13 protein-coding genes are annotated in these 17,284 nt (G+C 65.1%); 3 read left to right on the top strand and 10 right to left on the bottom strand.

Annotated elements, in window-relative coordinates; translation table 11 throughout:
• Window positions 1-40 precede the first annotated feature (40 nt).
• The 4 genes from FHS69_RS08615 to FHS69_RS08600 form a co-directional block, all read right to left on the bottom strand.
• Window positions 41-727: an EF-hand domain-containing protein gene (locus FHS69_RS08615; protein ID WP_166777370.1), complete on the bottom strand. Its 687-nt coding sequence runs from the start codon at window positions 725-727 to the stop codon at window positions 41-43.
• Between the two features lie 178 nt (window positions 728-905).
• Window positions 906-1,304: a cupin gene (locus FHS69_RS08610; protein ID WP_067465690.1), complete on the bottom strand. Its 399-nt coding sequence runs from the start codon at window positions 1,302-1,304 to the stop codon at window positions 906-908.
• 1 nt (window position 1,305) lies between these two features.
• Window positions 1,306-1,701 carry a VOC family protein gene (locus FHS69_RS08605; protein WP_067465693.1) on the bottom strand — a complete coding sequence of 132 codons (396 nt, stop codon included), beginning with the start codon at window positions 1,699-1,701 and terminating at the stop codon, window positions 1,306-1,308.
• Window positions 1,702-1,764: 63 nt separating this feature from the next.
• Window positions 1,765-3,570, bottom strand: a complete 1,806-nt coding sequence (locus tag FHS69_RS08600) for an aminopeptidase P family protein (RefSeq protein ID WP_166777369.1) — start codon at window positions 3,568-3,570, stop codon at window positions 1,765-1,767.
• A gap of 153 nt (window positions 3,571-3,723) precedes the next feature.
• Between FHS69_RS08600 and FHS69_RS08595 the strand changes: the two genes are divergently transcribed.
• Together FHS69_RS08595 and FHS69_RS08590 are read left to right on the top strand one after the other, a co-directional pair.
• Window positions 3,724-5,865: a S9 family peptidase gene (locus FHS69_RS08595; RefSeq protein ID WP_166777640.1), complete on the top strand. Its 2,142-nt coding sequence runs from the start codon at window positions 3,724-3,726 to the stop codon at window positions 5,863-5,865.
• A complete protein-coding gene (locus FHS69_RS08590; protein WP_172603118.1) occupies window positions 5,862-6,254 on the top strand; it encodes an acyl-CoA thioesterase in 393 nt (130 codons plus the stop codon). The genes FHS69_RS08595 and FHS69_RS08590 overlap by 4 nt, the downstream gene beginning before the upstream one ends.
• 1 nt (window position 6,255) lies before the next feature.
• Here FHS69_RS08590 and ald read toward each other — a convergent pair whose 3' ends face one another.
• From ald to FHS69_RS08570, 4 genes are all read right to left on the bottom strand, one after another.
• On the bottom strand, window positions 6,256-7,371 hold the full coding sequence (ald, locus tag FHS69_RS08585; RefSeq protein ID WP_166777368.1) for an alanine dehydrogenase: 1,116 nt from the start codon (window positions 7,369-7,371) through the stop codon (window positions 6,256-6,258).
• A gap of 120 nt (window positions 7,372-7,491) precedes the next feature.
• On the bottom strand, window positions 7,492-9,075 hold the full coding sequence (locus FHS69_RS08580) for a DUF389 domain-containing protein (RefSeq protein WP_166777367.1): 1,584 nt from the start codon (window positions 9,073-9,075) through the stop codon (window positions 7,492-7,494).
• A gap of 74 nt (window positions 9,076-9,149) precedes the next feature.
• Window positions 9,150-11,486: an FtsK/SpoIIIE family DNA translocase gene (locus FHS69_RS08575; protein ID WP_067675450.1), complete on the bottom strand. Its 2,337-nt coding sequence runs from the start codon at window positions 11,484-11,486 to the stop codon at window positions 9,150-9,152.
• Between the two features lie 56 nt (window positions 11,487-11,542).
• Entirely contained in the window at window positions 11,543-12,073 is a 531-nt protein-coding gene (locus FHS69_RS08570) for a thiamine phosphate synthase (RefSeq protein ID WP_166777366.1), read from the bottom strand.
• A gap of 22 nt (window positions 12,074-12,095) precedes the next feature.
• Here FHS69_RS08570 and FHS69_RS08565 point away from each other — a divergent pair, with 22 nt between their 5' ends.
• Window positions 12,096-12,767: a YggS family pyridoxal phosphate-dependent enzyme gene (locus FHS69_RS08565; protein WP_166777365.1), complete on the top strand. Its 672-nt coding sequence runs from the start codon at window positions 12,096-12,098 to the stop codon at window positions 12,765-12,767.
• 30 nt (window positions 12,768-12,797) lie between these two features.
• Here the strand turns inward: FHS69_RS08565 and FHS69_RS08560 are convergent, their stop codons facing one another.
• Both FHS69_RS08560 and FHS69_RS08555 read right to left on the bottom strand, forming a co-directional pair.
• A complete protein-coding gene (locus tag FHS69_RS08560) occupies window positions 12,798-15,557 on the bottom strand; it encodes a [protein-PII] uridylyltransferase (protein ID WP_166777364.1) in 2,760 nt (919 codons plus the stop codon).
• Window positions 15,554-17,248 (bottom strand): class I adenylate-forming enzyme family protein, encoded by a 1,695-nt coding sequence (locus tag FHS69_RS08555; RefSeq protein WP_067465717.1) that lies wholly within the window; start codon window positions 17,246-17,248, stop codon window positions 15,554-15,556. The genes FHS69_RS08560 and FHS69_RS08555 overlap by 4 nt, the downstream gene beginning before the upstream one ends.
• Between the last annotated feature and the right edge of the window lie 36 nt (window positions 17,249-17,284).

Here is a 17,284-nt window from a genome sequence, read left to right as displayed (position 1 = left end):
TGTCCGCGCCTACTGCCGGGTGAAGTGGGCACGCAAGCGCTTACTGCCCGCGACGTTGCTCGCGGCGCTGCTTGCGTTCGGCCTTGGCGGCGTCGCGCTCGGCCGCGGAGATCGCGCCGTCGGCATTGCTGTCGAGGCGGGTGAAGCGGGCCGTGGCGGCGGCATCGAACTCCGCGCGGCTGATCGCCTTGTCGCCATTGGTATCGACGCGCTCGAGCATCCGCATCCCGCGTTTGCCCCGCTTGCCGCGCTGCCCGCGTTCGCCGCGCGCTTCGTGCATCGCCTTCAGCTCAGATTGCGAGAGGCCACCCGAATTGTCGGTATCGGCCGCTGCGAAGCGTTCGGCCATCCGTTCGCTGCGGTCGCCGCCGCGCTTTCCACGTCGTTCGGCGCGCTCGGGTCGGTCGCTTCGTTCGGGGCGTTCGGCCTTGCGCGCTTCGCGGGCGGCCTGCATTTCCGCGATCGTCAGTTCGCCATCACCATTGGTGTCGGCGCGGGCAAACATCGCTTCACCGCGTGCAGCCCGGTCCTGCGCATCGAGCACACCGTCGCCATTCGCATCCATGCGCGCAAAGCGTTTGGCGCTTTGGCTCTGCATTTCGGCGAGGGTGACGGTGCCGTCACCATTGGTGTCGGCATTGTGGCCGGCGCCGCGATACTGGGCGATGGCGGTGGTTCCGGTCAGCGCGAGCGCTGCAGCGGACAGGGCGAGGATGGTCTTCTTCATAGCATGTCTCCAAAAGTCTGGAGAGCTGCGACGGACCAGGGGTCTGAGGGGAGGAACGGTATGCCCGCCGCAGCTCGTGTCCCCCTTCTAGGTACGCCATGTCGCAGCAATATGCCGAATCGCGCGTGAATTGTAACGGAATGCATCAACCGCGGCCTCGCGTTCATCGGGCGGCAAGTCAGCGCGGACGGTGCTGCGTGCCTTCGCCTGCGGTGATGAAGATCGCGGTGGCTTCATCGGCAATATCGGCAATGTGCCAGACGCCGGGCGGATTGATGGCATATTCGCCCGGTCGCAGCGTGACCGTTTCGCATTGCCCGTCCGGAAATTCCTGCACCAGAATCATCTCGCCCGCAGTGCAGATCACCACCTCCTCGCCCAGCGGGTGCATTTCCCAGCTGGACCAGCTCTGGGTGAAGCAGTGCTCGCTGACCAAGCGACCCTCGCGTCCGTCGGCACCGTGCCGTTCGCCGTAGGCTTCGTACCATTCGAGCCCGTCGAACGGTGGCTGCGGCACTGCGGTCGCGCCGAGGCCGAGATGGATGAAACTGTCGGCAAGGCGGCGCGGCGCATGCATGTCAGGCCACCTTGTCCATCAGGAAAGCATTGAGCTTGTTGCCGTCGGGGTCGCGAAAATAGGCGGCATAGAACACGAGCCCGTTATCGTCGGGCTCGCCGCGCGGCCCGGGGGCACCCTCGTCGCTCCCTCCATTGGCGAGCGCGATGTCGTACAGCCGCTGGACCTGCGCACGGTCTTTTGCCTCGAGCGCGACCATCGTACCATTGCCAACACTGGCTGGCTTGCCGTCGAACGGCATGGTCGCGGCGATGCCCGGCGCGCCATCGGCATCGCCCCAGGCGATGAAGCTGTCGAACTCCATCATCCGGCCGACACCCAGTTCGGCCGCCAGCGGATCGTAAAATCGCGCCGCCCGTTCGAGGTCGCTGGTTCCCACCGTTACGTAGCCGATCATGCACATTCTCCCTTGAAGAAACGATTCGCGACCGGCTGGAACATTACGAGAACACAGGGTGGCTTACAAGGGTGCGCACTGCTCCTCGAGCCACGCGAGATCGTCGCCCTCAAGCTGGGGCGCGAGCACGGCACGCACCGCGGTATGATAGTTGTTCCACCAATCGATCTCGGCGTTCGTCAGGAGCGCCTTGTCGACCAGCGTGCGATCGAGCGGGACGAAGGTGAGCGTCTCGAAGCCGAGATACTTGCCTTCGCTGCCCTCGATCCCTGCATCGACCACCAGGACGAGGTTTTCGATGCGGATGCCGTATTCACCGGGCTTGTAATAGCCCGGTTCGTTGGAGAGGATCATGCCTTCGCGCAACGGGGTCTCGGTGCCCGGGAAGGCGCCGCCGGGCTTGCTGATCCGCTGAGGCCCCTCGTGCACGGAGAGAAAGCTCCCGACACCGTGGCCGGTGCCGTGGCCGTAATCGACTCCGCCATTCCACAGGTGCATGCGCGCCAGCGCATCGAGCGCGCCGCCGCTGGTGCGGTCGGGGAATTTCTGCATGTCGAGCTGGATGTGCCCCTTGAGCACGCGCGTGTTGCGCTCGACCATTTCGGCGGTCGGCTCGCCCGGACCGATCCACACGGTGCGGGTGATATCGGTCGTCCCGTCGAGATACTGGCCGCCCGAATCGACGAGATAGATCGACGACGGCGGGATCGGGATATTGCTGTCCTCATCGACCTTGTAATGCGGCAGCGCGGCATGGCCCGCAGCGGCGCTGATCGTATCGAAGCTGGCATCCTTCAATTGGCCACACGCCTCGCGGAACTCGCGCAGCTTGGCCGCCGCTGTCAATTCGTCGATGCCGCCCTTGGGTGCCTCGACGCCGAGCCAGCGCAGGAAGCGCGCCACGGCCGCCCCGTCGCGCGCCTGTGCATCGCGATGGCCCTGCTGTTCGGCCGCGTTCTTGATCGCCTTGGGCAGGACGGTGGGATCGTCGGTCCGGACAATCTTCGCGCCGCCGGTTTCGAGCGCATGGAAAATACCCGCCACTGCATGGTTCGGATCGACCGCTACGGTCTTTCCCTTCATTGCTTCGAGTGCGGGTACGAAATCCGCGCGGTCGCGCACGGTCACCGCATTGCCGAGGTGCTGCGTCAGTTCGGGCGTGACCTTGTCGGGCGCGATGAACAGTTCGGCCGTGCCATCGGCATGCGCGAGAACGTAGGACAGTGCGACCGGGGTGTTGTCGACATCGCTGCCACGCATGTTGAGCAGCCAGGCGACCGAATCGAGCGCGCTTACAACAGTGGCGTCATAGCCTTCCTCCTTGAGCCAGTCGGCCACCTCGGCGCGCTTGTCGGCACTCGACCGGCCGGCGTGCGCATCGTCATGCGGCACCGCCGCTGCCAGCGAGGCCTCGGGCCGGTCGGCCCAGATCGCGTCGATCGGGTTGCCGTCGACCGCGACCAGCTCGATCCCCTTCTTGGCGAAATATTGCTGCGCCTCTTCGGCCCAGCCGATGCCGTGGAGCCATGCGTCGTAGCCGATCTTCGCTCCCTCAGGCGCATGTTCGGCGATCCACTTCGCGGGCGAGGTGGCAGGCACGTCCTCGTAATCGTATAGCGCGCCGCTGACCTGCTCGCGAACCTGCACAGTGTAGCGCCCGTCGGTGAACATCGCCGCGCGGTCGCGCAACACTGCGGCGCTTCCCGCACTGCCGCCGAAACCGGTCAGCCATTCGAGCCGCTGCGCATAGGCGCCGACATATTCGCTCATATGCTCGTCGGAAATCGGGATGACGAAGCCATCCAGGCCGCGGCGGGCCAGTTCCTTGCGCAATCCGTCGAGGCGGGCTTCGTGGGTCTGCATCAGCATGGGAGGAATTCCTTTCATCGTGTCCGATCGCAGCTGAGGCGACTCGGCGCTTGCGGGCCTTCGCATGGCCGCATAATCACCCCCCTGTCATAGTCATCCGCGGCGCCCCTTTCCAGTTCTGCGCCGCCCGGGGGAGGACCATCCATGCCTTTCATGCGATATGCCGCGTTCCTATCTGCCGCCTCTCTGGCGCTGGCCGCGCCGCTCAATGCCCAGAATTCCGAAGGGACCACAGTGACACAGCCGACTTCACCGCCGACTGCCGAGAAGCGCGAACACAGCTATTCGCACCACGGGATCACGATTTCCGATCCTTACCACTGGTTGAAGGACCAGTCCTATCCGACCATCGACGACGAAGACGTGCTCGACCATCTCAAGGCAGAGAATGCGTGGTTCGAAGCGCGGATGAAGCCGCAACAGGAACTGGTCGACAGCCTGTTCGAAGAGATGAAGGCGCGGATCAAGGAAGACGATTCCACCGTACCGCAGCGTCGCGGGGATTACCTCTACTGGTCCGAGTTCGAGGAAGGGGCGGAGTATCGCAAGTATTACCGCAGGCCGGTTTCCGGCGGTTCGCCCGACCTGATTCTCGACGAGAACCTGCTCGCTGACGGGCTCGAGTATTTCCGGCTCGGCGCTTTCTCGGTGTCGCAGAACGGGCGCTATCTTGCCTATTCGGCGGATACCAACGGTTCGGAACGGTTTACCGCGCGGATCAAGGATCTCGAAACGGGCGAATTGCTGCCCGATGAGATTCCCGGAACGCTGTCGGGGCTGGTGTGGGTCAAGAACGACACCGCGCTGGTCTACGGGACGGCCGACGAAAACTGGCGCGTCCATGATGCTACGATGCACGTGCTGGGCACGCCGGTGAGCAAGGACGTCGAGCTCTATCGCGAGACGCAGGACGAGGGCTTCCGCGTGGGCGCGGGCCTGTCGGCGCAGGAAGACTGGCTGATCATCTCTACCGGCGATAACGAGACCAGCGAAGTGCGGCTGGTGCCGGCCGACGATCCAACCGCCGAGCCGATCGTGGTCAGGCAGCGGCAGAAGGGCGTCGAATACGATGTCGATGTGCGCGACGGGACGCTGTGGGTCCACACCAATGACGACCACGTCAATTTCCGGCTGGCGACCGCGAAGCTCGACAAGCCCGGCGAATGGACCACGCTGATCGCGGGTTCGGACGAATTCTACCTGACCGACTTCGAACTGTTCAAGGATTTCTACGTCACTGAAGGGCGCCTGCGGGGTCTCGACCAGATCCAGCTGCGCTCCTACGCGGACCCCAATCTGGTCAAACCGGTAGCCTTTGCCGAAGCCAGCTTCAGCGCCGGGCTGAGCAACAATCCCGAATACGATCAGGACCGGCTGCGGCTGGCCTATGAAAGCATGGTCACGCCCGATTCGGTGTATGACTACCATGTCGCCACGGGTGAACTGGAACTGCTCAAGCAGCAGGAAATCCCGAGCGGCTACGATCCCTCGCTCTACACCACCGAGCGGGTGGAGATCGCTGCGCGCGACGGCACCAAGGTCCCGGTCAGCATCATCATGCGCAAGGACCGCCCCAGGACCGGCCCGCTGCATCTCTATGCCTATGGCGCTTACGGCTATGCGGTGCCGCCGGGATTCTCGACTTCGCGGCTGAGCCTCGTCGATCGCGGCTATGCCTATGCCATCGCGCATATCCGCGGCGGCGACGACCTGGGGCGCAAGTGGTACCTGCAGGGCAAGCTCAACGAGCGCACCAACACGTTCAACGATTTCGTCGACGTGGCGAAGGGTCTCATCGACCAGGGTTATACCGAGAAAGGCAAGATCAGCATCTCGGGCGGCTCGGCAGGTGGCGAACTGATGGGGGTGGTGGTCAACACCGATCCCGATCTGTGGGGCGCGGTGGTGGCGCATGTGCCTTTCGTCGACGTGCTCAGCACCATGCTCGACGAAGATCTGCCGCTGACTCCCGGCGAATGGCCCGAATGGGGTAATCCGATCCTGAGCAAGCAGGCCTTCGCCTACATCCTCAGCTACAGCCCCTACGACCAGGTCGTGGCGCAGGACTATCCGCCGATGCTGGTGACCGCAGGCCTGAACGATCCGCGCGTGACCTATTGGGAGCCCGCGAAATGGGTCGCCAAGCTGCGCGAGGTGAAGACCGGTGACAGCGAACTGCTGCTCAAGACCAATATGGGCGCAGGACACGGCGGCAAGTCCGGCCGCTTCCAGTCGATCTATGAGACCGCCGAGGAAGTCGCTTTCATCCTGTGGCAGATGGGCGAGGCCGAATGACGCCCAGTTTCACGCGCAGCTTTACCGCCGAGCCGCGCCACATCGACGAGATGGGGCACGTCAACAACGCGGTGTGGGTGCAGTGGATTCAGGACATGGCCACCGCGCATTGGGATGCGGTGGCCCGCGCAGAGGATCGCGCGCGTTACGTATGGCTCGTGGTGCGCCACGAGATCGATTATCGCGGCAATATAGATGTCGGACAGAGCGTCGAGGCGACAACCTGGATCGAAGGCGGTGCGCGCGGCGCCAAATCGCTCCGGCGGGTCGATTTCCGCAATGCGGCGGGTAAGGTGATCGTCAGCGCGGCGACCACCTGGGCCATGCTCGAACGCGAAACGGGGCGCCCCGCGCGGGTGCGCCCCGAAGTGATCGCGCCGTTCGTCTGATCTAGCGCAGCAGTTCTGCCGTCGGACGGTAATCGTAACCAAGCTCGGTCGCGACTGCCTCGTAGGTCACCTGACCTTCATGGACGTTGAGGCCTTCGGCGAGATGCGGATCGGCGGCCAGCGCGTCCTTCCAGCCCATGCGCGCGATGCGCAGCGCGTGCGGCAGCGTGACGTTGTTGAGCGCATAGGTGCTGGTGCGCGCCACGGCACCGGGCATGTTGGCGACGCAATAATGCACGATGTCGTCGATCACATAGGTCGGCTCGGCATGCGTGGTCGGCTTGCTCGTTTCGAAGCAACCGCCCTGATCGATCGCGACATCGACCAACACCGCGCCCTTCTGCATGTCCTTGAGCATTTCGCGTGTCACCAGCTTGGGTGCCGCTGCGCCGGGAATGAGCACTGCGCCGATGACCAGATCGGCATTGGTCACTGCGTCGTGGAGGTTGGCGGCATTGGAGAACCGCGTGCTGGCACGCGCTTCGAAATGCGTGCCGACCTTTTCGAGCACTTCGGGATCGCGGTCGAGGATGGTTACGTCCGCGCCAAGGCCGACCGCCATCTGCGCCGCGTTGAAGCCGACCACGCCGCCGCCGATGACCACGACCTTGCCCGGCATCACCCCGGGGACACCGCCGAGCAGCACGCCGCGCCCGCCGTGCGCCTTTTCGAGCGCGGTGGCGCCCGCCTGCACGCTCATGCGCCCGGCAACCTGGCTCATCGGCTTCAGGAGCGGCAATTGCCCGCGCGGGCCGGTGACGGTTTCATAGGCGATTGCAGTGACGCCGCTGTCGAGCAGGTCCCTGGTCTGGTCGGGATCGGGCGCGAGGTGCAGATAGGTGTAGAGGATCTGGCCTTCGCGCAGCTTCTTGCGTTCGACCGCCTGCGGTTCCTTGACCTTCACCACCATCTCGCACTCGGCGAAGATCGCGTCGGGCCCATCGACGATCTTGGCCCCCGCGGCGACATATTGCTCGTCGGACGCGTCGATACCGCTGCCGGCCTGCGTTTCGATCCACACATCGTGGCCCTGCATGACGAGCTCTTTCGCGCTCTCGGGCGTCAGGCCGACGCGGTACTCGTGGTTCTTGATTTCCTTGGGGCTGCCGATGAGCATGGGGGGACTCCTTGTTGCGCGCGCTCGTTACAACTGCAACCAAGCCGCGGCAAGTGCTGCGCCCGCCCGCGGGGCGCGCGCCCTCTTTCCTCCCAAACCCCGCCTTGCCGAACGTTCGCTCTAGCCCTGCGGCGTCGCGGCAGTCGACCACGCGGCGCTGACCGTATTGCCATTGCCGCTCGGCCGCGTGTCGAAGGATGCGGCGGCGCTCCCAAGCGCTTCGGTTACGGCGCCAACCGAATCGGTCCCGCCGCTGAGCGTGATGCGCAGCCCGGTCCGCTGTGCCGCCCAGGCGAGCAACGCTACGCGCCGCTCGTTGTCCGCATCGAGCCCTTCGTCGCCAACCGCAATCGTCGGCAGGACCGCCAGCGGCGGGCGCAATTCCACCGTCCAGCCCGGCGTGCTGCTTTCGAGGCGGCGTTCGAGCTCGCGATAGCCGGCAAGCGTAAGCCCTTCGAGCGGCCGCGCCGCAGCCTGCGCGCGCTGGCTGTCACGATCGAGCAGCACGTCGCTGCGTTCGACACCCGCGATCAGGGCGAGATTCTGTCCTAGGGCGGCGATCTGGCGTTCGCTGGCCTCGGCAGCTTCGCGTGCCCGCGCCTGCGCCAGCGCCGCCTGTTCGGCCGCGCCCGGGTCGGTGCCGACCTGGAACTGGTCGATGGTGACCACCACCGGGCGACCCAGCCGTTCGGCCAGGCGCGTCGCGACCTCGCTGTCGGCATCGGGATTGAATTCGGGGGTGAAGACACTGGCCGAAACAGTGACCGGCTGCGCCGCCCAATTGACGATCGGCTGGTCGACACGTGCGCGATCGGTGAAGGCTTCGGCGACCTCCTGATTGACGATCCGCTGGCCGTTGGCCTCCCACGCGATCGTGCGCAGCGAGAAGCCGAGCGGCACCGCCAGCGCGAGGAAGATCGCGATGATGCCGAGCGACTGGAACCGGCTCTGGCGATGCGTTAGGTCGGACTGGAAGCCGTACAACCGCGCCATGATCGCGGCGGTCAGCCCGATCGTCACGAGGTTGGTGATGAACAGGCCGAGCGCGCCGCCGAAAACGGTCCAGTTGAAAGTGGCCAGGCCGAAGCCGACCACCGCCAGCGGGGGCATCAAGGCTGTGGCGATCGCCACACCGACGATCGTGCCTTCGCGGCCGCGGATCACCGCGTAGGAACCCGCGAGCGCGGAGAACAGCGCCACCAGCAGGTCGAACAAGTTCGGCCGTGTGCGCGCGGCGATTTCCTCGGTCACCGTCTGCAGGGGCGAGACGAATACGATCAGCGCGCAGAACAGGATTGCGAAGGCCGATCCGGCGAGCAGCGCCTTGCCGCAGCGCCGCAGCCAGTCCGCGTCGCCCGTGGCGAGAGAAAAGCCGGTGCCGATGATCGGGTTCATCAGCGGCGAGAGCAGCATGGCGCCGATCACCACTGCCGGAGACGACAGCAGCAGGCCGAGGATGGCAATGCCCGCGCTCATCGCGGTCATGAAGATGTAGCGGCTGGTCAGCAGCGATTCGCCGCGCACCCGTTCGATCGTCGCGACATGGTCGAGATCGGCGATGACTCCGTCGCGCCACCACATGCGAATTTCGGCCAGAGCGCGCAGCACCGTCCAGCGGCTGATCGGGCGGCGGCTGGCGAAGGCCCCGGTGCGGGCTTTGTCGTTGTCGGCAATGCTGGCTGTGTCGTCGGTCGGGCTGGTCATCGGCGCGGTGTTTAGCTTGCCGCAGCCAGCGAGTCGCGTGGATTTTGTCCGCTGCGGTTCGCCCGCACGCGCAATCAGATCGGATTGCCATCCTGATCGCGGAAGATCTCGCGGCGACCGACGTGGTTGGCGGGGCCGACCAGCCCTTCGCTTTCCATCCGTTCGATCCACTTGGCGGCGGTATTGTAGCCCACGCCCATCTGGCGCTGCAGCCACGAACCCGAGGCCTTCTGGTTCTCGATCACGATCTGGCAGGCTTGGCGATACTTGCGTTCGTCGGGATTGTCGCTGGCGGTGAATTCGTCCTCGAAATTGAAGCCGCCATCCTCGGGTTCTTCGGTCACCGCGTCGACGTAATCGGGCTTGCCCTGTTCGCGCCAGTGATCGGCCACGCGTTCGACTTCTTCATCGGATACGAAGGGGCCGTGGACGCGGATCATCGCGCCGGTGTTGGGCTTGTAGAGCATGTCGCCCTTGCCCAGCAGCTGTTCGGCGCCCTGTTCGCCCAGGATCGTGCGGCTGTCGATGCGACTGGTGACCTTGAAACTGATCCGGGTCGGCAGGTTGGCCTTGATGACGCCGGTGATGACATCGACCGACGGGCGCTGCGTCGCCATGATCAGGTGGATGCCGGCGGCGCGCGATTTCTGCGACAGCCGCTGGATCAGCACTTCGATTTCCTTGCCCACGGTGACCATCAAGTCGGCCAGCTCGTCGACGATGAGCACGATCAGCGGCAGCGGTTCGTAATCGAGCTGCTCTTCTTCGTAGAGCTCTTCGCCCGTTTCGGGGTCGAAGCCGGTCTGCACGCGGCGGCCCAGCGGCTTGCCCTTCTCGGCTGCCTTTTTGACCTTCTCGTTGAAGCCCGCGATATTGCGCGAGTTCACGCTGCTCATCATGCGGTAGCGCTTCTCCATTTCCTCGACCGCCCATTTGAGCGCGCGCACGCTCTTGTGCGGTTCGGTGACCACCGGGCTGAGCAGGTGCGGGATGTCGTCGTAGGTCTTGAGCTCGAGCACCTTGGGATCGATCAGAATCAGGCGGCATTCGTCGGGAGTGAAGCGGTAGAGCAGCGACAGCAGGATCGCGTTGAGCCCCACCGACTTACCCGATCCGGTAGTGCCCGCGACCAGCAGGTGCGGCATGGCGGCGAGATCGGCGACGATCGGTTCACCGGCGATGTCCTTGCCGAGGATCATCGGCAGGCTGCCCTTATGGTCGACGAAGGCTGCCGAATTGGCCAGCTGCTTGTAGCTGACCATCTGGCGGTCGGCATTGGGCAGTTCGATGCCGATCACCGTGCGCCCGGGGATCGGCGAAACGCGCGCGCTGATCGCGCTCATGTTGCGCGCGATGTCTTCGGCCAGTCCGACCACGCGGCTCGCCTTGATGCCTGGGGCGGGCTCGAGTTCGTACATGGTGACCACGGGGCCGGCGCGGACCGCCGTGATCTCGCCCTTGACGTTGAAATCGTCGAGCACGTTCTCGAGCAGGCGCGCGTTGCGTTCGAGCGCCATCTTGTCGAGTTTGGGCGCGGAATTCTCCGGCGCGTCGTCGAGCAGATCGTGGCTCGGCAGCTGGAAATTGGCGAACATGTCGCGCTGCTTGGCCTTTGCCGGACGCGGCTGCGCGGGCATCGGCGCGGGATCGGCGATCTCGGGTGCGCGCCGTGGCTCGCGAGCGATCTCGGGCTCGTCTGCGTCGTCCCCTGCAGGCGGCGCGGCAACGCGCTTCTGCTTCTTGGGGGCGAGAGGCAAGTCGATATCGGGCAATTGCGCCTTGCGGCGGACGAAGTCGGGCAGCGTCAGGAACTGTGCCCAGTCGAGCGCGAACACACGGGTTACGAGCGCCACCCCGCCACCCAGCGCCAGCAGCGCGAGAACCAGCACGATCCAGCCTGAAAAGCTTCCGCCGAACCGTTCGGCCACCGCTTCGATCCCGAGGCCGCCAAGCTGGCCGAACAACCCGCCGACGCCCGCGGGCAGGCTGCCGGTATCGGGTTCGAACACGAGCGCGAGCACGGTGCCCAGCAGCGCGACTGCCGCCAACAGCATGGCGAAGGGGCCCCACCAGCGACCGGGCGTCTCGGTCTCGTCGTCGCGTTCGACGCCGGTCCACAGCCGGCGCGCGGAAATATACAACAGCGGCAACAACAGGACCGCCGGGATGCCGAGGAAGTTGAGCGCGCGTTCGCTTGCCCAAGCCCCGCTCGCGCCCATCCAGTTGCGGATGTCGTCGCCGCTCGCCGCGGTCGACGGGCTGGGGTCGGTCTGCGTGTAGCTGGCCAGCGCCAGCGTCAGGAAGACGAGTAGCGCGAACAGTATCCCCGCGCCGGCCATATGCGTGGCGCGGCGGAAGCTGCGGCGGAATGCCGCACGCCAATCGGGTGCTGCGCCTGCGCGCGAAGCCATGAATTATCCCCTGATCCGTCGAAGGCGCACAGTATGAATCCTCGGGGACTCGCCCGTCAAGCGCGCTTCGTCGAACCGAGTCCGTCGATCGCGCCCCAGCGTGGCCAAGCGAGTTCGCGTGCGCGTGCGGCATTCATGCCGCCCAGCGCGATAACCGGCACGCTGCTGTCGCGGGCCAGGGCATGGAAACCTGCCGCGCCGAGCGTGTCGGCGCCGGGATGCGAGGCGGTGGCGAACACGGGCGAGAGGAAGATGCCATCGGCCTGCGCGGCAACCGCCTCTGCCAGTTCCGCCGCATCATGCGCGGTGGCAAGCCGAAGCCCCGCACCCAGTCGATCTGGCCGCCCATAGTGCCCGTCGGCGCCCCAGTTCTCGTGTCCCGCAAGGATTACCGTATGGCCCAGCGCGCGCGCCAGGCCGGCGAGCTCCGCGAATCTTTGCCGCCGCGCGCTTTCCTCGAGATGATAATGCCGGAACACGAAGCCCGAACGCGGGGGCAGGGCGCGCAGCGCGTCTTCCAGCCCGGCATCATTGCGCTTGTCGCTGAGCAGCCACAGCAGCGGCAAGGGGGACTGGTTTCGCGCCATGTAACCGCTATAGCGCGCGGCGATGGAAAAGGCCCAGACCCCGCTTCAGGACGTGCAAGCGAATATCGCGAAGAGCTGCGCGATCGCTCGCCGCGAACCTGAGGATGTGACGCTGATCGCGGTCAGCAAGATGCACCCGGCGGAAGCGATCGAGCCGCTGCTGCGCGAAGGCCAGCGCCATTTCGGCGAGAATCGCGTGCAGGAAGCGCAGGGCAAATGGCCCGCGCTGCGCGAAGCGCATCCGGCAGTGCAATTGCACCTCATCGGCCAACTCCAGTCGAACAAGGCGGAGGACGCGGTAGCGCTGTTCGACGCGATCCATTCGCTCGATCGGCCGAGCCTGGTGAAGGCGCTGGCGAAGGCGATGGACAAGCTCGATCGCCGCGTACCGTGCTTCGTGCAGGTCGATGTGGGCGAGGAAGACCAGAAGGGTGGCTGTCCGGTCGCAGAGCTACCCGCATTGCTCGAACAGGCGCGCGATGCCGACATTCCGGTAGCCGGCCTGATGTGCATCCCGCCCTTCGAGATCGAAGCCGCGCCCTTCTTCGCCTTTCTCGACAAGCTGGCGCGCGATCACGGTCTGGACGGCCGGAGCATGGGGATGAGCGGCGATTACGAAACTGCGGTCAGGCTCGGTGCGACGCATGTGCGCGTGGGCACCGCGCTGTTCGGCGCGCGGCCCGCCCCCAAGTAGCGCAACAACAGGGGCGAAGGGCCGAGTACCTTACGCGTTTTCCAACCGGTCCTGCATCGCGTCGCTGGCAGCTTCCATCAGCCGCGCCTCGATGCGGTTCATCCGCTCGCCCGGTTCGAGTTTTCCGCCGGTCAGATCGGTGATGTAGAACGTGTCCGCCGCGCGTTCGCCGTAATTGGTCACATGCGCCGAATGGATCACCAGCCGACTCTCGAACAATGCGCGGGCTAGCCGGTTGAGCAGCGCCGGGCGATCGCGCGCATTGACCTCGATCACGGTGAACTTGTTCGAAGCCTTGTTGTCGAACAGGACTCGCGGTGCGACGTCGAAGGCCCGCGCACGGCTGTGCGCCAGCGGGCGCTGGGCGAGGCGTGGGGCGAGGTCGACCTTATTCGCCAGTGCATCGGCGATGCTCGTTTTCAGGCGCTCGAGCTGCTCCGCCTCCGCGAAGGGTTCGCCATGCGGATCCTGGACGAGGAAATTGTCGAGTGCCCAGCCCATGCGCGTGGTGTGGATGCGCGCGTCGATGATGTTGCCGCCCGCGAGGTGAATCCCGCCTGCGATGCGATAGAACAAGCCGGGATGGTCGGCGGCGATCACCGTGACCAGCGTCGCGCCGCGCGCCTCGTAATATTCGCAGTGGATCGACAACTCGTGCTCCTGCTCGCGCGCGGCGGCGTAATGCACGAGATTGAGCGCGATGATGTCGGTCGGCTCGGCGATCCAGTAGGCGTCGCCCATCGTCGCGGCGAGTTCTTCGACCAGCGCCGATTTCTCGTCCAGCATGTCGGCCACTTCGGCCTGCTTGTGCGCGATCTTCTGTTCGCGCCCGTGCCGCATGTGCCCAAGCCGCAGGCGTTCGCTCGAGACGTCGTAGAGTTCGCCCAGCAGCTGGCCTTTCCAGCTGTTCCACGTGCCGGGGCCGACCGCGCGGATATCGACTGCGGTGAGGATGGCGAGATGGCGCAGCCGTTCCTGGCTCTGCACCTGGCCGACGAAATCCTCGATCGTCTTGGGGTCGGTCAGATCGCGTTTCTGCGCGACATGGCTCATCAGCAAGTGGTTGAGCACCAGCCAGGCGACCATTTCGGTCTCGCTCTCGCTGAGCCCGAAGCGCGGACACAACTCTTCCGCCACTTCGGCCCCAAGCACCGAGTGATCGCCGCCGCGGCCCTTGGCGATATCGTGCAGCAAGGCCGCGACATAGGCCGTGCGGCGCGAACCGACCTTGTGGATCAGCCGCGTGGCGCGCGGGTGGTCGTCGGCCAGTTCGCCCTTCTCGATCTTGTTGAGCAGGCCGATCGCGCGGATGGTATGCTCGTCCACCGTGTAATGGTGGTACATGTCGAACTGCATCTGCGCGTTGACCTTGCCGAAATCGGGTACGAACTTCCCGAACACGCCCGCCTCGTTCATCCAGCGCAGCACCATTTCGGGGTCGTTGCGCCCGCACAGCAGATCGAGAAACAGCGCATTGGCGCGCTTGGCTTCGCGGATGGCATTATCGATCAGTCCGCTGTCGCGATCCGCCTGCCGCATCGTCTCGGGGTGGATCTCGAGCTCTTCGGCTTCGGCCAGCTGGAATATCTCGATCAACCGCACCGGGTCCTTCTTGAACCAGTCGTCCGAGGGCGCGGCGATGCGCCCGCCAAACACGCGGTAGCCCTTCAGCTGGCGCGGCTTCTGCTTCCATCCCGCGAAGAAACCGCGGCGCGCGGTCTTGGCCTCGAATTGCTCGTCGATATGCGCGAGGAAGACGCCGGTCAGCGATCCGACCCGCTTGGCCTGCAGGAAGTAGTACTGCATGAACCGCTCGACCGCGCTCTTGCCCGGACGCTCGGCGAAATTCATCCGCTCGGCGATCCGGCGCTGGAGATCGAAGGTCAGCCGGTCCTCGGCGCGACCGGTGAGCACATGCATGTGGCTGCGCACCGCCAGCAGGAAGTTTTCCGCGCGGCGGAAGCTGCGGTATTCGGCCTGCGTGAACAGCCCGACATCGACCAGTTCCGAAGCGGTCCGCACGCGGTGGATGAACTTGCCGATCCAGTAGAGCGTGTGCAGGTCGCGCAGTCCGCCCTTGCCGTCCTTCACATTGGGTTCGACGACATAGCGGCTGTCGCCCATGCGCTTGTGCCGCGCATTGCGTTCGGCCAGTTTCTCGCTGACGAAATTGCGTTCGTTGCCGCGAACGACCTCGGACGAATAGCGCCGCGAGCCTTCATCGTAGAGCTCCTGATCGCCCCATACGTAACGCCCTTCGAGCAAGGCTGTGCGGATCGTCAGATCGGTCTTCGACAGCCGCATGGCTTCGTCGAGCGTGCGGGTCGAATGGCCGACCTTCAGGCCCAGATCCCACAGCAGATAGAGCATCGCCTCGACTACCTGCTCGCACCAGGCGGTCTTCTTGCCGCCGACGAGGAAGGCGATGTCGACATCCGAATGCGGCGACATCTCGGCGCGGCCGTATCCGCCTACCGCCATGATCGCGAGGCGCTCCGCCTGCGACCGGTTGGCGCTGGGGTAGAGATGCGTGACCGCGTGATCGTGGATGACCCTGATCAGCTGGTCGATCAGGAACGCGAAGCCCCCCGCATTTTCATGCCCGGCCGACGGCTTGGCCTCGAGCCGCTGCGCCAGCTCGGCGCGGCCCTTGTCGAGCGCATCCTTGAGCAGGCCGACGACATGCGGGCGCGCCTTGTCGCCGTGCTCCCCGACCAGCGAATCGATTCCGGAGGCAAGCTTGCGCCTGTCGATAATCGCGCGCTGGCGGGGGACGGGTGTGGCGCTCAAGCTGCGAGATGCTCCTTGGCGAAGGTGGCCTTCACCGTCCGCTTGTCGACCTTCTGCGTGCCGAGGCGGGGAAGCTGTTCCTCGCTCTGCCACATGACCGAAGGCACCTTGAAGGCGGCGATATGCTCACGCAGGAACTCCTGCAGTTCATCGACCGACAGGCTCTGCCCCGGATGCGGGAAATAGACCGCTGCTGGGATTTCGCCGAAGCGCTCGTCGGGGAGGCCGAAGACCGAACATTCGGCTACCTTGGGATGCGCATAGATCGCTTCTTCGACCTCGATGCAGCTGATGTTCTCGCCACCGCGGATGATGATGTCCTTCTTGCGGTCGACGATGAAGAGGTAATTGTCTTCATCGAGATATCCGAGGTCGCCGGTGCGGAAATAACCGTCCTTCGAGAAGGCTGCCTTGGTTGCATCCTCGTTCTTCCAATAGCCGAGGAAGTTGCACACCGACCGGATCGAAACCTCGCCGATCTGGCCCTGCGGCAAGGGTTCGCCATCGTCATCGAGGATCGCCATGTCGACCAGCGGCAGCGACGGCATGCCGGTGCTGTTGGGTTTGGCGAGATAGTTCTCGTTGAGATTGCCGGCACCCACGCCATTGGTTTCGGTGAGGCCGTAGCCCAGCGCGGGGAAGCCGTCCTTGAAGGCGTCCTTGATCTTCTTGACGTGTTCGATCGGCCGCGCGGCACCGCCGCCGGCGAAGGTCTTGCACTGCGAGAGATCGTATTTCTCGCGCTCGGGATGGACCGCGATCTCGTAACTCATGAGAGGCACGCCGACGAAATAGGTGATCTGTTCCTTCTCGAGCAGTTCGAGCGCGTTGGTGGCATCCCACTTGGGCATCAGCACCAGCTTGCGGCCCATGGCGAAGCTCTGCAGGAACAGCGGCACTTCACCGGTGACGTGGAACAGCGGCACCGCGACCAGCGCGCTGGGCTGGACGGTCGGCGCATCGCCGCGCTCGGTCAGCAGCTGCAGCATCATCGCCGTCTGGCAGACGTAGTTCATCGTCCCCGATACGACGCCGCGGTGATCCGAATAGGCGCCCTTCGGATGGCCGGTCGAACCCGAGGTGTAGAGGATGGTGGCAAGATCGTCGGGCCCGATCTGGCCCAGCATCTGCATGGCGGTGTCACCCGCTGCCCATACCGGTGCGAGACCTTCGGACGGGGCGCCGTGACCGAACACGACGACCTTTGCTCCATGCTCGATCCCGTCCAGCCGCTGCGCGCGCTGCTCGTCGGCCAGCACCAGCTTGCACTCGCACAGGTCGATGCCATAGGCGAGCTCCTCGCCCGTCCACCAGCCATTGAGCAGGGTGGCGCAGCCGCCTGCCATCAGGATGCCCATATAAGCGACGATCCAGTTGGTCGAATTGCGTGCGGCGATGCCCACGCGATCGCCCTTCTCGATCCCGTGCTCGGTCGCCAGCCCGTGCGCGACGTGGGTCGCGGCATGCCAGATTTCGCCGAAGGTCAGCCGCATCTCGCCGTCGACGATGAAGAGTTCGTCCTTCTTCTCGTTGCAGAAGTGGGCGAAGTAATGGACCACGCTGGGCGGCGCGTTCTTGAAGGCGGGCATGGTGACGCCGCGACGGGTCACTTCGGTCAGCTCGAACATCTGTCCCGGTGCGGTGACCGCCTGGGTGATCCGGTGGATGTCTTGATCGAGTTGTGTCGGCATGGGTGTGTAGTATCCTCTCCAAAACGGCGCACGACC

This window comes from Qipengyuania flava, assembly GCF_011762005.1.
GTDB lineage: Bacteria > Pseudomonadota > Alphaproteobacteria > Sphingomonadales > Sphingomonadaceae > Qipengyuania > Qipengyuania flava.
This window is presented reverse-complemented; position numbering and strand designations above follow the sequence as displayed.